11 protein-coding genes are annotated in these 14,839 nt (G+C 48.9%); 4 read left to right on the forward strand and 7 right to left on the reverse strand.

All coding sequences use genetic code 11. From position 1 onward, the window contains the following. The first annotated feature begins 30 nt into the window (after positions 1-30). Positions 31-2,058, forward strand: a complete 2,028-nt coding sequence (locus N7386_RS20335; protein ID WP_099457268.1) for a S9 family peptidase — start codon at positions 31-33, stop codon at positions 2,056-2,058. 164 nt (positions 2,059-2,222) lie between these two features. Here N7386_RS20335 and N7386_RS20340 read toward each other — a convergent pair whose 3' ends face one another. The 3 genes from N7386_RS20340 to N7386_RS20350 form a co-directional block, all read right to left on the reverse strand. Continuing rightward, on the reverse strand, positions 2,223-3,701 hold the full coding sequence (locus N7386_RS20340; RefSeq protein WP_055647311.1) for a pitrilysin family protein: 1,479 nt from the start codon (positions 3,699-3,701) through the stop codon (positions 2,223-2,225). Beyond that, a complete protein-coding gene (locus tag N7386_RS20345) occupies positions 3,698-5,029 on the reverse strand; it encodes a pitrilysin family protein (RefSeq protein ID WP_037423533.1) in 1,332 nt (443 codons plus the stop codon). Before N7386_RS20345 ends, N7386_RS20340 begins: the two co-directional genes overlap by 4 nt. A gap of 136 nt (positions 5,030-5,165) precedes the next feature. Further along, the gene (locus tag N7386_RS20350) at positions 5,166-6,578 is read right to left on the reverse strand and encodes an amidohydrolase (protein ID WP_279770673.1); all 1,413 of its coding nucleotides are present in this window, start codon (positions 6,576-6,578) and stop codon (positions 5,166-5,168) included. Positions 6,579-6,897: 319 nt separating this feature from the next. Here N7386_RS20350 and N7386_RS20355 point away from each other — a divergent pair, with 319 nt between their 5' ends. Next, a complete protein-coding gene (locus N7386_RS20355; protein WP_279770677.1) occupies positions 6,898-7,893 on the forward strand; it encodes a WYL domain-containing protein in 996 nt (331 codons plus the stop codon). A gap of 82 nt (positions 7,894-7,975) precedes the next feature. Next, the gene (ftsZ, locus tag N7386_RS20360; RefSeq protein WP_279770678.1) at positions 7,976-9,112 is read left to right on the forward strand and encodes a cell division protein FtsZ; all 1,137 of its coding nucleotides are present in this window, start codon (positions 7,976-7,978) and stop codon (positions 9,110-9,112) included. Here ftsZ and N7386_RS20365 read toward each other — a convergent pair. Together N7386_RS20365 and N7386_RS20370 are read right to left on the reverse strand one after the other, a co-directional pair. Continuing rightward, complete coding sequence (locus N7386_RS20365) at positions 9,109-9,747, reverse strand: class I SAM-dependent methyltransferase (protein ID WP_279770680.1); 639 nt, start codon at positions 9,745-9,747, stop codon at positions 9,109-9,111. The genes ftsZ and N7386_RS20365 overlap by 4 nt on opposite strands. 58 nt (positions 9,748-9,805) lie before the next feature. Then, entirely contained in the window at positions 9,806-10,159 is a 354-nt protein-coding gene (locus N7386_RS20370; RefSeq protein ID WP_279770682.1) for a hypothetical protein, read from the reverse strand. Positions 10,160-10,452: 293 nt separating this feature from the next. Here N7386_RS20370 and N7386_RS20375 point away from each other — a divergent pair, with 293 nt between their 5' ends. Continuing rightward, the gene (locus N7386_RS20375; protein ID WP_279770684.1) at positions 10,453-12,573 is read left to right on the forward strand and encodes an EAL domain-containing protein; all 2,121 of its coding nucleotides are present in this window, start codon (positions 10,453-10,455) and stop codon (positions 12,571-12,573) included. A gap of 267 nt (positions 12,574-12,840) precedes the next feature. On the opposite strand, the gene N7386_RS20380 is transcribed toward N7386_RS20375, so the two are convergent. Next, positions 12,841-13,443 carry a DTW domain-containing protein gene (locus N7386_RS20380; protein WP_279770686.1) on the reverse strand — a complete coding sequence of 201 codons (603 nt, stop codon included), beginning with the start codon at positions 13,441-13,443 and terminating at the stop codon, positions 12,841-12,843. Positions 13,444-13,568: 125 nt separating this feature from the next. After that, positions 13,569-14,777, reverse strand: coding sequence for a multidrug effflux MFS transporter (locus N7386_RS20385; RefSeq protein ID WP_279770687.1), 1,209 nt, complete (start codon positions 14,775-14,777; stop codon positions 13,569-13,571). Positions 14,778-14,839: the final 62 nt, after the last annotated feature.

A 14,839-nucleotide genomic window follows, 5' to 3' on the forward strand; every position in this document is an offset into this window, starting at 1 on the left:
ATAACACTCTGAATGATAAGGAGACATCTAGTGAAGAAGGCAGGCATTTTACTGCTTAGCTTACTCATGCCTTTCAGCACGGCATTTGCAGAAGCAAGCAAACCACTCTCAGTCGAATTACTTTGGCAACTCAAACGCATAGGTAACCCAGTGGTGTCCTCCACGGGCGAGCATATTATTGCGCCTGTGACTGAATACGACCTTAAGGAAGACAAGGGTTCAACCCAACTGTGGCGCTTCGACGGTGAAGGTAAAAATAACCGTGCGATTACCGCCAAAGGCTTAAAAGTCAGCGAGCCGGTGTTTTCGCCAGATGGTAAAACCTTGGCTTTTATCAGCGAACGTAACGATGATGACGCGGGCCAAATTTACCTACTACCTATGGATGGTCCGGGAGAAGCCAGCAAGCTCACGGACATTCCCACCGGCGTCAATGGCATCAAGTGGGTTGGCAAGCATTTGTATTTTATTAGCAATATCTTTCCTGAACAGAATTGGGAGCAAATGAAGGCCCAGCTCAAGACAGATAAAGATAATAAAGTCTCCGCCCGCCAGTGGAATGCACTGCCCTATTCGCAGTTCGATCATTGGTTAGATGAGCGCCGTCAGGCCCATGTATTTAGGATCCCAGCCACAGGCGGCGCGGTTGAAGCCGTGACTCAGCCTTTAGGCCATGAACTGCCACGCTCAAGCCAAAGCAGTTCAAGCTATGATATCTCCCCCGATGAGAGCTTAATCGCCTTTAGCGCCTATGGTTCGGATAATCGGGTTGATCCTAAGTTAGATTTGTTCCTCGCCACTATAGGCGGCAGCAAGGCTGAAAACATCACTCCAGAAAACCCCGCGCCGGATCTCAATCCATCCTTTAGTCCTAACGGTAAAACCTTGGCCTTTACTCGCCAAAAAATTACCGGATTTTATGCCGATACCGCAAGGCTAATGCTGCTGGATGTAAGCAGTCGCAAACTCACCACGCTCACCGCGGATTGGGATCGCTCAGTGTCTGACTTCAACTGGACACCCGACAGCAAGGGGTTCTATGCCAGCATTGATGATGCCGCCACTAACCGTATTTACCATATCGATGCCAAGAGCGGTAAGGCCAAGGCCATCACCCAAGCTACCGACTTTAGCCAACCTGCTATCGCTAAAGATGGCCAGTTGATTGCGACCAATCAAAGCTTTTTGTATCCAGCGCGTTTAGTCAGCATCAATCCTCGCAATGGTAAAACCGAGCGTTTAGAACAGTTTAACGATGATATTTTAAAGGATGTCGATTTAGGCACCTATGAGTCGGTCACCTACAAAGGTTACCAAGGCCAAGACATTCAAATGTGGGTGCACTATCCTCCCGGGTTCGACCGCAGCAAAAAGTATCCGCTGTTTATGTTAATCCACGGCGGTCCGCACAACGCCATTAGCGATGGTTTCCACTACCGCTGGAATGCGCAAACCTTTGCCTCTTGGGGTTATGTTACCGCGTGGCCAAACTTCCATGGCTCTAGCGGCTTTGGACAAGAGTTTGCCGATGCCATTAACCCAGATTGGAAAAACAAATCCCTCGAAGACGTACTCAAAGCGGCAGACTGGTTTAAGCAACAAAGCTGGATCGATAGCGATCGTATGGTCGCCGGCGGCGCCAGTTATGGGGGCTACTTAACCTCGATTATTTTAGGCCAGCCACATCCCTTTAAAGCGCTGCTGATCCATGCCGCGGTATACGACATGTATTCACAAATGTCGGCGGACTTTGCCGTCCACAGCACCCGCTTTGGTAACTACTGGGATAATCCTGAGCTGTATAAAGCGATTTCACCCCATTACTTTGCCGCCAACTTTAACACCCCAACCTTAGTCAGCCATGGTCAGCTCGATTACCGTGTGCCTGTCGGCCAAGGTTTTGAGCTATTCCGTACTCTACAAACCCGTAATGTTGAATCGCGGATGATTTATTTCCCCGATGAAAACCATTGGATTATGAAGCCTAACAACTCCATCTATTGGTATAACCAAGTGAAAGATTGGATGGCTCACTACGCTAAGCCAGGTGCGCAATAACGCCTAGAACCTAGAACCTAGAACCTAGAACCTAGAACCTAGAACCTAGAACCTAGAACCTAGAACCTAGAACCTAGAACCTAGAACCTAGAACCTAGAACAGAAAAACAAAAGGTCTGCACTCTGCAGACCTTTTTATTGGGCAAAATAACTAACGCCAGTAGTTATTGACCAAAACCCACCGCATTAATATCGACGGTTTGTACTTGGCCATACTTGGCAGCTATCGGCGCAATCTTGCTGGCGTTGCCGATCAGCACAAACTGTAAGTCCTTTTGCGGGAAGTAAGTTTTCACTAACCTTTGAGTCTCTTCTAAGGTTAAACCGTCCACTTTAGCTTGGAACTCATTGATAAACTTATCATCGAAGCCGTACAGATACATGCCAGATAAGAGTCCTGCCAATTGGCCCGAGGTTTCGAACTTAGGCGGGAACTGACCTTTAACATAGGCTTTAGCCGAATCCAGAGTCGCTTGGTCGACGCCTTTTTCCCATAAACGAGCATAGGTTTTCAGGGCTAAATCAATCGCCTGTTGAGTGGTTTCCGTCTTAGTGAAGGTGCTAATGGTAAACACGCCCGAGTCGGTATAAGGACTAAAGCCGGAGCGCGCGCCATAGGTTAGCCCCGCATTCACCCGCAGCTCATCGTTCAGCCAAGAGGTAAAGCGACCACCTAAAATAGTATTCACTACCGTTAGCCCCACATAGTCAGGGTTATCACGGCTAATGCCTAAACCACCGATAACAAAGGTAGTTTCCATCGCATCTGGCTTATCCACCAGCAGCACTTTGGCCTCAGTTAACTTAGGTAAACCTTGGTTTAAGTCGGGCTGAACGAGTTTTTCGCTGCCTTTCCACTGGCCAAAAGTCTGGGTTAGCTTGGCCTTCATCGCCGCCACATCAAAATCCCCCACCACAGTTAATGCAGTATTGGTGGGCTGATAGTAGCTCTTATGGAAGGCGCGCAGCTGCGACACTGTGACTTGCTCAAGAGACTCGCGATTACCCGATGAGGCATTACCGTAAGGATGAGCACCGAACACCAGTTTATCGAAGTAGCGACCAATCACGGCGCGCGGGCTTTCTTTATCCTGCTGTAAACCCGCAATGGCGCGCTGTTTAAGCTTATCGAACTCGGCCGAATCAAAGTCGGGGCTTAATAACGCGGCGCTGAATAGGCCGAGCATCACATCGGTATCTTTCGCCATAAAATCGGCGGCCAGATAACTGCCTTCTTTATCGGCTTCTGCCCCTAAGCTAGCGCCGAGAAAATCCACTTGTTGCTCAATCTCGGCCTTGGATTTACCCGCCGCGCCAAGGAGTAAACCTTGAGCGGTCATTTGAGCGATACCTGCTGTGGTGTCGTTAACCGCCCCGGCACGCACGACCGCGTTTAGGGTGATTAACGGCACTTCGCGCTGTGGCATTAAATACACGGTAAGGCCGTTATCTAGCACTAACTTGTCGTAACTTGGCATGGCAAAGCTGCCGGTATCGACGCGTTTGGATGCAGTGGTGGAGGCGCAGCCGGATAAGGCTAAGCTAGTGCCTAGGGCCAATGCGACCACTAACTTCGTCGGTTGCCAAGATGATTTGACAAAGGATGATTTTACAAAGGAGAGTTTCATTGCTATCGATTTCATTGAGAGTTCTCCTCGTTTGCCGCCAATACCGCGACCGTGCGATTCGATTTGCGTAAATAGGTTTGGGCAACACGTTGGATATCCGCAGGCGTTACCTTGTTATAGGCCTCTGGCGCATTAAATAACTTGTCGTAACTGCCAAAATACATTTCATAGGTGCCGATAGTGTTGGCCTTACCATTAATGGTTTCCATCGCGCGGTAAAAATCCATCAACTTGATATTTTTAACTTTATCTAGCTCTTGCTGGCTAACGCCATGGGTCGCAATGGCATCGATTTGTTCAATCAGCGCCCGCTCTAGCGTCGATGCTTTCACCTCTGGCGTAGCTACACCCATGACGTAAAAGAGATTGGGATCGACCGACATCGGCATATAGGTTTGCGCTTCTAAGGCCACTTGTTTATCCACCAGCGCTTGATATAAACGCGAGCTATTGCCTTGGCTTAAAATCGAACTTAATAAATCCAGCGCATAAAAATCTGCGTGAGTCGCTGCCGGAATATGGTAAGCCAGCATCACATTAGGCGTACTGACCGAGGCTTTTTGAACAAAGGTACGGCGCTCACCCTTTTGCTCAGGCTCCACGGTACGCACGGCCTTTGGCGGTGTTTGCGCAGGAATAGGCGCAAAGTACTTGTCGGCCAAGGCTTTTACTTGGGCAAGCTTCACATCACCCGCAATCACCACGACCGCATTGTTTGGCGCGTAATAGGTCTTATGGTATTGCACTAAATCTTCCAAGGTCCAAGCGGCGATATCCGATTCATGACCAATCACAGACCAAGAATAGGGATGCGCTAAAAAGGCCACGCCTTTAACTTCGCCTTCAAGGGTATTCCAGTTAGAGTTTTCAAGCCCAGTTGAACGCTCCGACTGCACTACGCCACGTTCGCTTTCCACCATAGCGGGATTGATATCTAAGTTGGCGATACGGTCAGCCTCAAGGTCGAACATGGTTTCCAGCGCATTGGCTGGGAACCAGTCGGTATAAACCGTCATATCCTCTGTGGTGTAGGCATTGTTAGCCCCGCCCGCGGCTTCCATAGTGCGGTCGAACATCTTCGGGCCGTATTTTTTCGAGCCATTAAACATCATATGTTCGAAAAAGTGTGAAATACCGGTAATCCCCGGGACTTCGTTACGGGAACCGACTTTCCAAAATAGATACATGTTGGCATTGGGAATAGAAGAGTCCTCTAGCACCATGATTTTCATGCCGTTATCTAGCGTGAAACTCTTAATATCTTCTGCCGTGGTGGCCTGTGCTTGGCTTAGGGGATTAAAGAGTCCCATCGCCAATACCAGCGCCGATAGCGTGCGCTTCATCTTGTTCGCTCCTTGCTGTAAAAATTCACATAAGAGGGCATATTGATTAACAAATCAAGGGCGAAAAGATCTTCCCGCCCAATTTTTTGTAAGCTCAAGTTATACCGAAAAGCTGACGGAATAAGGCTTAAGCGGTTTATTGCGCCTTCAGTGCCGTAAGGGCAACCTTAGTCATGGCCTCAACACCAACTTTTAACGCGCTTTCATCCACATAAAATGCGGGCGAATGGTTACTGGCCGCCGTTTCAGGATCTGTTCCCTTTGGCGTTACCCCAAGGAAGAAAAACATCCCAGGAGACTCTAGGGCATAGAAGGAAAAGTCCTCGGCACCTGTGATTAATCCTGGCTCAATCAGCATCTTATCGCCGACCACGCTGGCAAGCACGGGGCGCATACTGGCGACCAATTCAGGATTGTTCACCACTACGGGATAACCTTGATGGATTTCGGTTGTCGCGGTGGCGCCTAAGGTTTTTGCCGATAATTCGGCGATTTCGGCCAAGCGCACCTTAATATCGGCACGCATAGGCTGGTCAAAGGTGCGGATGGTGCCAATCAACTCGACTTCATCAGGAATAATATTCGAGCGAATACCGCCATTTATCGCGCCAAAACTCACTACAGCCGGCGCTTTGGTAATATCCACCTGACGACTGACAATAGTTTGCACATTGGTAATAATTTGCGCCGCGGCGACGATAGGGTCGACGCCATTCCAAGGGCGCGAACCATGGGTTTGGCGGCCTTTCACTTTGATCGTAAAGGAATCTTCACTCGCCATGGCTGGGCCGCTACGCACCCCAATCATGCCGCTTGGCATACTCGAGGTCACATGCATGCCAAACACTTGGTCGGGTTTACGCTTGGCAAACAGCCCTTGTTTTAGCATTAATTCCGCGCCGCCCTCTTCGCCATCGGGCGCACCTTCTTCGGCGGGCTGGAAGATAAACATCACATCGCCGGCAAGACTATCTTTCACTTTCACTAAATTCTCGGCCACGCCCATTAACATAGCCACATGGGTATCGTGACCGCAGGCATGCATCACTCCAACGGTTTGACCGCGATAGGTATCCGTCGCTTTGGAGGCAAAGGGCACATCGACCACTTCGGTCACGGGCAAAGCATCCATATCCGCGCGGATCGCAATCAAAGGGCCGGGTTTACCGCCCTTTAACTTTCCGCCTTTCAAGATAGCAACAACGCCTGTATGAGCGATGCCCGTTTGTACTTCTAACCCGAGGGATTTCAGATGCTTTTCGATAATCTTGCTGGTGCGAAACTCGCGATTAGATAACTCAGGATGCTGGTGCAAATCACGGCGCCAGTCGATCACCTTTTGCTCCACACCCGCCGCTAACTTAGCCGCATCGAGCTGCGCCGCATAGGCAGAACTTAACCCCGCCCCCAGCAAGCTCAAAGTTAGAGCTGAGGCGATTAAGCTCTTGGTGAATCTTGATGAACTCACACCGAATGAACTCACATAAGGTGCAAAGGATGTGGCTACAGAGGATGTTGATAAAGCGCGCGATACCGAGGATACAGTCATAGCGATAACCTATTGTTGTTTTTATAAGCTATCTAAACTACACGGACATTGAGAAATTGTTAATAGATTTAATAGTAAGGAGACATTGCGCAAGGATGTTTTAGTGCACTCAGTGTAAATCACGCGGCTTGCAAAACATGCCGAAAACCCATTGTTGATGGCCTTCTGAAGTCAAAAGACGAGGCAAAGCGATTACTCGCATAAAGTGAGTCGGTCGGGATTTTGATAGATTTTCACACACCATACAAAACCTGCGACAGCTTTTGTCGCAGCCTTTGATTAATATACTGTTATTCCGCTAAACATCGAAAAATCCACTATGCAGCCTAACTTTCAACGCCAAGTGACACTACTGAGTTTAATCCCGCGGGCGCCACGTAAAATCTCGGTGAACGAATTAGTCGAACGGCTGGCAAACCGTACGCAAGATATCAGTAAGCGTTCAGTGCAAAGGGATTTAAAGGCCATGTATGAAATGGGCACCTTTGGCTTACGCCTCGATGATAGAAATAAGCCCTATGGTTGGTCGATTGAATCCTGCTGGCGCGGGTTGAACCTAGAGCTTATGGACCAACATATGGCGCTGGCATTAACCACCTTAAAGCGAAGTGCGAGTCAGTTGATGCCACCACAAAGCTTGCAGCAACTACAGCCCTACTTCGACAGGGCCGATCAGGTGCTGGCTAGCGATCCCGAAAATCCTTGGCTCTATTGGGCGTGCAGAGTCGCACAGCTTCCCGAGCCTTACCCCTTTATCCTACCCCAGCACCAACCTCAATCTTTAGAAGTCATACAGCAAGCTATTTTGGATAAGAAACAAATTCGCTGCGATATCAAAAAATGGATCAATGGCAGAATGCATTGGCTGCATTACAACCCCATTAATCCACAAGGAATTTTAATTCGCGATGGGGTGGCGCTACTCGCCTTTACCATTGGCAGCTTTGATAAGCGCCGCCACCACAAACCGATAGGCTTACTGCGTAACGCACAGCTATTGCCCAGCGCGGCGGTTAAGAGTGCCGATTTTGATATAAATAAAACCGCGCAGGGCTCGCGTGGCGAGAAGATGCGTCTCGAACTGCTGCTCTCCGATAAGGCGAGTTTTATCATGCGCGAAGCCAAGTTTAGCGATAACCAGACCATGCAATTACGCGAGGATGGCCGCTTTTATGTGGTAGCAGAGGTCACTGATTCCCCAAAACTGCGCGCTGCATTGTGGGAAATGGCCGATACCGTGGAAGTGCTAGCACCGGTAAAACTGCGGGAGCACTTTGCCGCACTCAGCCAAAAAATGGCGGCGAAATACCGTTAAACCGTTTATCGCATTGATGCGACAAGCTGAGTCGCAACTCAAGGTTAGTCTTGCTTTACCATTGCTAACAGTGAGAGTCGCTATGTTTGAACTTATTCATGAAACCGCCACTGGCGCCATGCCTAAATTAACGGTATTCGGCGTCGGAGGTTGTGGTTGTAATACCATTAATCAACTCAGCCAAGTCAATCTGCCATCCAGCGTAGAATTAATTTCCGTCAATACCGATGCCCAAGCAATGGCCGCCACCAGCAGCCATTACAGTATTCAAATTGGTCCACAAACGACGAAAGGCTTAGGCGCAGGCGCCAAGCCCGATGTCGGCTGCGCGGCAGCGATTGAATCGGCACAGGCATTGACTGAACAAATGCAGCATAGCGATATAGTGTTTCTCACGGCTGGATTAGGCGGTGGTACAGGTACGGGCGCGCTACCGCAGGTGGCAAAGCTCGCTCGAGAGTTAACCAAACCCGTTATCGCCGTTGTGACCATGCCTTTTAGCTTTGAAGGCCAGCACAGAAAAGCCAATGCCGAAGCCGGATTGCAGGAATTATTGGAGAGCGCCAATGCCGTTATCGTTCTCCCCAACGATAAGCTTGCCGAGGTGCTCGGGGCCAAAGTGACCCTGCTCAATGCCTTCAAAGAGAGCAATAAAATTTTACAGGATGTGTTACTGGGGCTCGCCAATACCATCAGCCAAGCTGGACTTATCAATATTGATTTAAATGACTTTATTTCCGTCATCAGCCGCCAAGGTCGCGCCGCAATGGGCGTAAGTTGCCTTCAGGGCGATGAGGATCTTATCTCGGCGGTTAAACGCGCCATGCAACATCCTTTGCTCGATAATATTGAACTCAATCAAGCACAAGCGGCAATTGTCAGTGTTGTCGCAAAAGACACGATAGAGCTCAGTCAATACAACCAAATCGGTGCAACTGTACACGAGCAATTACCGCGGGATGCTCTAGTGATTATTGGGCTCACTATCGACCCTGACCTCGAATCGGAGCTCGAAATCATGGTGATAGCAACGGGGATTGGATTCGCGCAGCCGGAAATTCAAGATCCTATCCAAGCAGTTAATGACAACTATATCAATGTGCATGATTTTATTAAGTGTCAGGCGATACCAATCGCCGACCCCGCACCATCCAAGTTCGATTTAGATAACTTACAGATCCCAACTTATCTGCGGCAGCAAAAGCCCCAAGCGCATTAGTGGGCTTTATGCAAAAACACGACGTCTTTGTCGATGATTTCCAGCTGCCAGCCGTAATGCTCGGCGAGCCATTGAAAGGTAGCTTCGGAGTAAAAGTTAATATGAGTGGGATCATTTTTATAATGCCAAGTGCTAAAGGCCGTGGGATTGAGCACTCGCTTGGTCATCACGGCTAAAATACCCTTGGGCTTGAGCAAGGTGTTTAATAAGGTCAGTAACGCATCGGCATCACTCACATGCTCAATGACCTCTGTCAGGGTAATGAAATCATATTGCCGCGTGAGTAATTCGGGGTGATTGGCGTAATAGAGATCGTAGTTCTCGACTCGATACCCACGTGTTTGTGCCATCAGACTTAATGCCTTACCCTCGCCACAGCCAAAATCGAGCCCTGCAGCCGAAGGGAAAACGCGAGCCAACAAAGGAGCGAGGGTTCTGTCTAGAAACTGCTGATAACCGAGATCCTGCGGGTGATTTTCGTGTTTATCGTATTCGGCCTTTTCGGCTTCAGGGCTTAGATAAAATTCGGTAGGTACACTCACCAGGGCACACTGCTGGCACTGTTGGTAACGACGGCGTTTATCTTGGTGGTAGGTCACTAAATCGGCACTGTGGCAAAGGGGACAAGTGTTCAACGACGGTTCCTAGAGACATCGTAAGGCAAACGACGGATATTGCCTTTAACTAAAAAGATTAAGGTTTGGGAATTTTACGCTCTTTGGCGGCCGCTTCCTTGGCTTCTTGCAGATATTTTTGCTCGCGGCTTTCCCGTTCATCGAACTGCTTTTGAGCCTTGAGCTTTTGCTGGGTTTCCCAATCTTGCGGATTGGACTGTTGCCTGATTTTCTCTTCCCGCACAGAGGTCTCTTGGGCGGCTCGGCGGGCCTTTTCAAGCTGCGCTTGCTCGATTCTTTCTGAATCGATGCGCGCCTTATCGGCCCTTTGCTCTAAGGTCAGCCGCGGCTTTGGTTGTTCAGCCGCTTGCGCGGTAGGAAATACCAGACCGACAACGACACTTAATACGATAGTGGGGATAAGTTTTTGCATCCTATGTTCCTTAGAGTCCTTCCTCGGCTGATTGGCACGGCAAACTGAGCATTCAGGGCAAAACATAGCATAAAACCGTATTTTGTAGTGATGAGTTAGGAGGATTTTCGTGTATAACACTGAAAATCATCTATCTTAAACTGTCAGTTTTTAGTTGTGATTTAAACAAAACCTCGATTAGGTTTATTTTTAACCTCAATGGAATGATGTACTATTTGAATTAATTTCGTTATAAACGAAGTACCTAGGCTGTAGGATGTGACCTTAATTTGCGTCACAAGGGAGTATCCTAAATGATCAGATGGCAACACTTGCTCAATAAACTCAGTACAGATGACCCTGTATTGCAAGATAAGCTGTCATGCTGGCAAGCCGATCCACACCAGACTCCCCTCGCCCTGATCCAAGGCTTTAGCTTTATTAGCGCAAATAACGCCACCCTCGATTACTTTGGCACAGAATACGATGCCTTAGTGAATACCACGCCCTATGACTTTTCACCGAGGATCCAATCCTCCGGGCGTAATAGCGTTGAATTTGCTCGGGAAATGATTCTTGAGGCGGCATCGGGGAATCATGTCGAATTTAGCTGGCTTCACCTAAGCCAACAGGGTAAAGAACTCCCCACCAAGGTAAGACTCTACCCTTGTTATTTGCAGCAACAAGCCGTGGTACTCGTTGAGCTACAAGCCCTCAACCGTCGCACTCAAGTTCGACCGTCGATCTCCGACGGCTTTGCCCATATCCCACGGGAAATAATGGCGACCACGCTCGAAGAGAGTGCTGAGGCCGTGTACATCACAGATGCTGACAATCGCATCTTGGCTGTGAACAAGGCAATGTGCCGTATCTGTGGTTACAGTGCCGAACAATTAATCGGTAAAACCCCTGAGTTTTTAGAGGCCAAAATCCTGCCGTCAGGGCAAGAAACCGATTGCCAAGCCGCCATGAAACTTCGCGGATTTTGGCACGGTGAGACACTTAAACAACGATCCGACGGGAGTCACTTTCCCGCATGGCAGAGCAGTCGCCGCATAGAAACCGATGATAATGCCCTGTATCATGTGAATATTTTCAGCGATATCAGCACCAAAAAGCTGCTCGAAACGCAGCTCACTACCCGCGCCATGTACGACACGCTAACGGGGCTGCCGAACCGTTATCATCTCAAGCAAATACTCAATAGCGCCCTCGACAAACTGAAGGATGATCCTTCCGCCCTCGGCGCACTGATGTTTTTAGATCTCAATGGTTTTAAGAACATCAATGACAGCTTTGGTCATTCCATGGGTGACAGGGTATTGCAACTGGTGGCCGCGCGTTTAGAAGCCGGCTGCATAGAGAAGGCCGATATCGCCCGTATGGGGGGCGATGAGTTTACCTTAGTGCTACAGGAATGCAGCTGTAAGGAAGAAATTCAATTATTTGCCGAGCAAATACTGAGTCTATTCGACAGTCCATTTGAAATCGAAGGGCAAAAGTTCTTCCTCGGTACCAGTATTGGTATCGCGCTGTTCCCAACCCACAGCGGTCAAGCCGGGCAGCTGATTAGCTTGGCCGATACCGCTATGTACAGCGCTAAGAAAAACCAGCCACACTTAGTCTTTTATGATAAAGCGATGAGCCAAGCTGCCGAGCTTAAATTAAAACTTATCAATAATCTAAGGCATGCCCATAGTCTCAAACAGTTCAATCTTGCCTATCAAGCGATTGTGGATTTGCACACCAATAAGCCCATAGGTGCCGAGGCGCTGTTGCGCTGGCAAAAATCCCCAAGTGAGCATTATGAAGCGGCGGAGTTCGTCCCTTTACTCGAGGAAACCGGGCTCATCATCACCATTGGGCAATGGGCACTTGAGCAAGCCTGTAAACAGGCCGCCATATGGCGCGCAAGTTATCAGCCTGATTTTAAAGTATCGGTCAATGTGTCTCCCTTGCAGCTGGAGCATGTGGATTTTGTCGGTCAAGTAATTAGCGCCCTAGAAATGGTCGCTCTGCCCGCCGAAGCGCTGATTTTAGAAATCACCGAGTCTGCGCTTTTACGCCAACCCGAACAAGCCCGCCAAACCCTTGAGCGCATCAAGGCCTTAGGTGTAGGCATCGCGATTGACGACTTTGGCACAGGTCTCTCATCACTCAGCCGTTTAGGAACCTTACCGATAGACAGTGTCAAAATTGATGCTGAATTTGCCCTGCGTTTACATGATGCTTCGGGAAAAAAGCTTTGCCATGCGATAGTGCAATTAGCGCAGGCTCTCGACATTCACTTTGTGGCAGAAGGCATTGAAACGCAGCAGCAAAAAGATATCATTACCCATATGGGGCAAGGTTTTGCGCAAGGCTTTTTGTTTGGTTATCCCAGCTCGGTTGAACAGTTTACTCAAGCCTTTTTAGCCGAAAGGTGTATCGCTTAAGGTTGAGCTGCAACGCGGTGATAATTGACTGGTTTATGGGTGGATTTTTACGAATTGACTCATTGGGTCGATAGCCCTGCCAGCACACCATTAAGAATGGAATCACTCCCCTGCAAAGCAATTGGCTGGCAAAGCTATCTCATCATTTGCAATGCAAATGAATCACCGCTATTAAACCTTGTTTTACGTTACGTTAGCGTGATCTGAATAAGATTTTAACTATTTTAATTCGTACGGAGTCTCAAAAACGTAAGAATTTAAAAACACTTACCCCGCGCCCTGATAACGCAGCCTCACCTCAAGTGGCATGGAACGAATGCGCATCTCCACCATAGCATCGAAGGCATTCAGTAAAGGCGACACATCTAAATCCGGTTCGAGGGCTTTTAGCATATAAGCACTCGCTTCTAAGGTTGACAAACTATCACTGCGGCTCGATTTGCGGATCTTGTATCTCGAGGCATAACCTTCGGCCAAATGGACCGCTGGCAATTGAGCTAACCATGGATTGAGTTGCAAAATTTTAAAGGCTTTGCGCCAGGTGCCATCGATCAATAACAGCACAGAATCGGCAGGAATCGTCTGGCTTTCAACACTTACACTCAGTTCTGAGGGATACACAAGATAGATAGGACGCCCGCCGCCAATCAACTGCTCTCGCAATAATGCAAAATCCGCTTCCGTCTCCCCCACATACACTTGGGTGTTGGGTATCACTAGGCTTAATACCTTGACGCTATTCTTTTTATGCTCGACTTCGGAGGGATGCTGCAATATCACTAGCTGCGATTGCGGCTGTATCGGCTGCACATGGGCACAGAGGCACGCATTCATCGGATAACAGCAAATAGGACAATAGTGGCGGCTCAAAGCAAACTCTCTATAAAACGTTTATCCTGCAGTATAACAGCTCGCATTACCCATAAAAAATGCCCGTAGTTATGGTCAAATAAGCTACGGGCAAAGGGTGTTTTGGGTTAGCCGTTTAGGGCGAATTAATGCTCTGCGGCTAATTGCTCTTGGTGCCAGTGGTCGAAGCGGCTGAGCGCCATCATTGAAAGTAATCCGACAGAAAATACTCCCATTACTAAGGCCACTGCATAGGGGGCGGTCAGGTTTGTTTGCTGTACCAATCCAGCAATCACCGATGCACCACTCATCTGAATAAAACCTAACATCGCCGTTGCTGTTCCTGCACGCTCACCAAAGGCTGACAGTGCCATACTGGTCGCAGGGCCTAATAAGAAAGCAAAACCGATACACAACAACATCATAGGTAGCATAAAGGCAAAGGCGGCAGCCATACCCACACTCGGACCAAAGGCTTGCGCCGCGATAATCAATACCGCCGAGAGCACCAGTAGCACTAAGGCAAGGATGGCGGTTGGACGGTTGCCTAACTTGCGGATCACCACCGGCGCGGCAAAACAGGCCACAATATTGACTACAGCGTTCAAACCGAACAAACCGCTAAATGCCAACTCAGACACCCCTAAATGGCCGATAAGCCACACGGGAGAGTAAGACACATAACTTAAAATTGCCGCCATCGCCGACATACAGGCAAAGGCATAGAATAAGAAATGGGTATTGCTCAGCACAGGCTTATAGCGGCTCCAGCGGTACAATGGGCCTGTACTAACGGTATTGGCTGGACGGGTTTCGGGTAAACGATAGCCCACCAATAGCATCATCAAAATCGCGTATAGCGTCATAAACACAAAGGTCGAACGCCAGCCAAATTGCATGGCTAACAGGCCACCAAGGGTTGGCGCCAGCGCGGGAATCACGCAGATAGCACCATTTAAGTAGCTGTAAATGCGAGCGCCTTCCTTCGGCGAATAACAGTCACGCACAGCGCTAAAGACCACAATCGAGGTTGAACACGCCGCTAAACCTTGCAGCACGCGAGCAAGTTGTAACCAGTGAAATTCAATCGCAGCAGCGGCGAGCAAGCTGCTCGCACCATAAAGTAGTACACCAAAGAGTGCCACGGGGCGACGTCCATAACGGTCAGCTAAGGGACCAATCAAAATTTGGCCCACACCCATAGCAAATAAAAACAGCACTAAGGTGGACTGCACTTCGCTGGCAGACACGGCGAACTCTGCCGCCATAGTGGGCATAGAAGGGAGGTAAATATCAATTGCCAGAGGGCTGAGTAGCACCAAAGACATCAAAATAGGTAACAGATTGCGCCGCATAAAACTTATCTCGGTTAAACAGTAAAAAGTATTTCAGTGGGCGCTATTTTAAAGAACTCAAG

It is taken from the genome of Shewanella sp. GD04112 (assembly GCF_029835735.1).
Lineage (GTDB): Bacteria > Pseudomonadota > Gammaproteobacteria > Enterobacterales > Shewanellaceae > Shewanella.

Excerpts from the sequence above, each read along its gene's own strand:
- N7386_RS20375 (WP_279770684.1), top strand. The coding sequence starts at position 10,453 with ATGATCAGATGGCAACACTTGCTCAATAAACTCAGTACAGATGACCCT.
- N7386_RS20355 (WP_279770677.1), top strand. The coding sequence starts at position 6,898 with ATGCAGCCTAACTTTCAACGCCAAGTGACACTACTGAGTTTAATCCCG.
- N7386_RS20345 (WP_037423533.1), bottom strand. The coding sequence starts at position 5,029 with ATGAAGCGCACGCTATCGGCGCTGGTATTGGCGATGGGACTCTTTAAT.
- ftsZ (WP_279770678.1), top strand. The coding sequence starts at position 7,976 with ATGTTTGAACTTATTCATGAAACCGCCACTGGCGCCATGCCTAAATTA.
- N7386_RS20370 (WP_279770682.1), bottom strand. The coding sequence starts at position 10,159 with ATGCAAAAACTTATCCCCACTATCGTATTAAGTGTCGTTGTCGGTCTG.
- N7386_RS20340 (WP_055647311.1), bottom strand. The coding sequence starts at position 3,701 with ATGAAATCGATAGCAATGAAACTCTCCTTTGTAAAATCATCCTTTGTC.
- N7386_RS20385 (WP_279770687.1), bottom strand. The coding sequence starts at position 14,777 with ATGCGGCGCAATCTGTTACCTATTTTGATGTCTTTGGTGCTACTCAGC.
- N7386_RS20350 (WP_279770673.1), bottom strand. The coding sequence starts at position 6,578 with ATGACTGTATCCTCGGTATCGCGCGCTTTATCAACATCCTCTGTAGCC.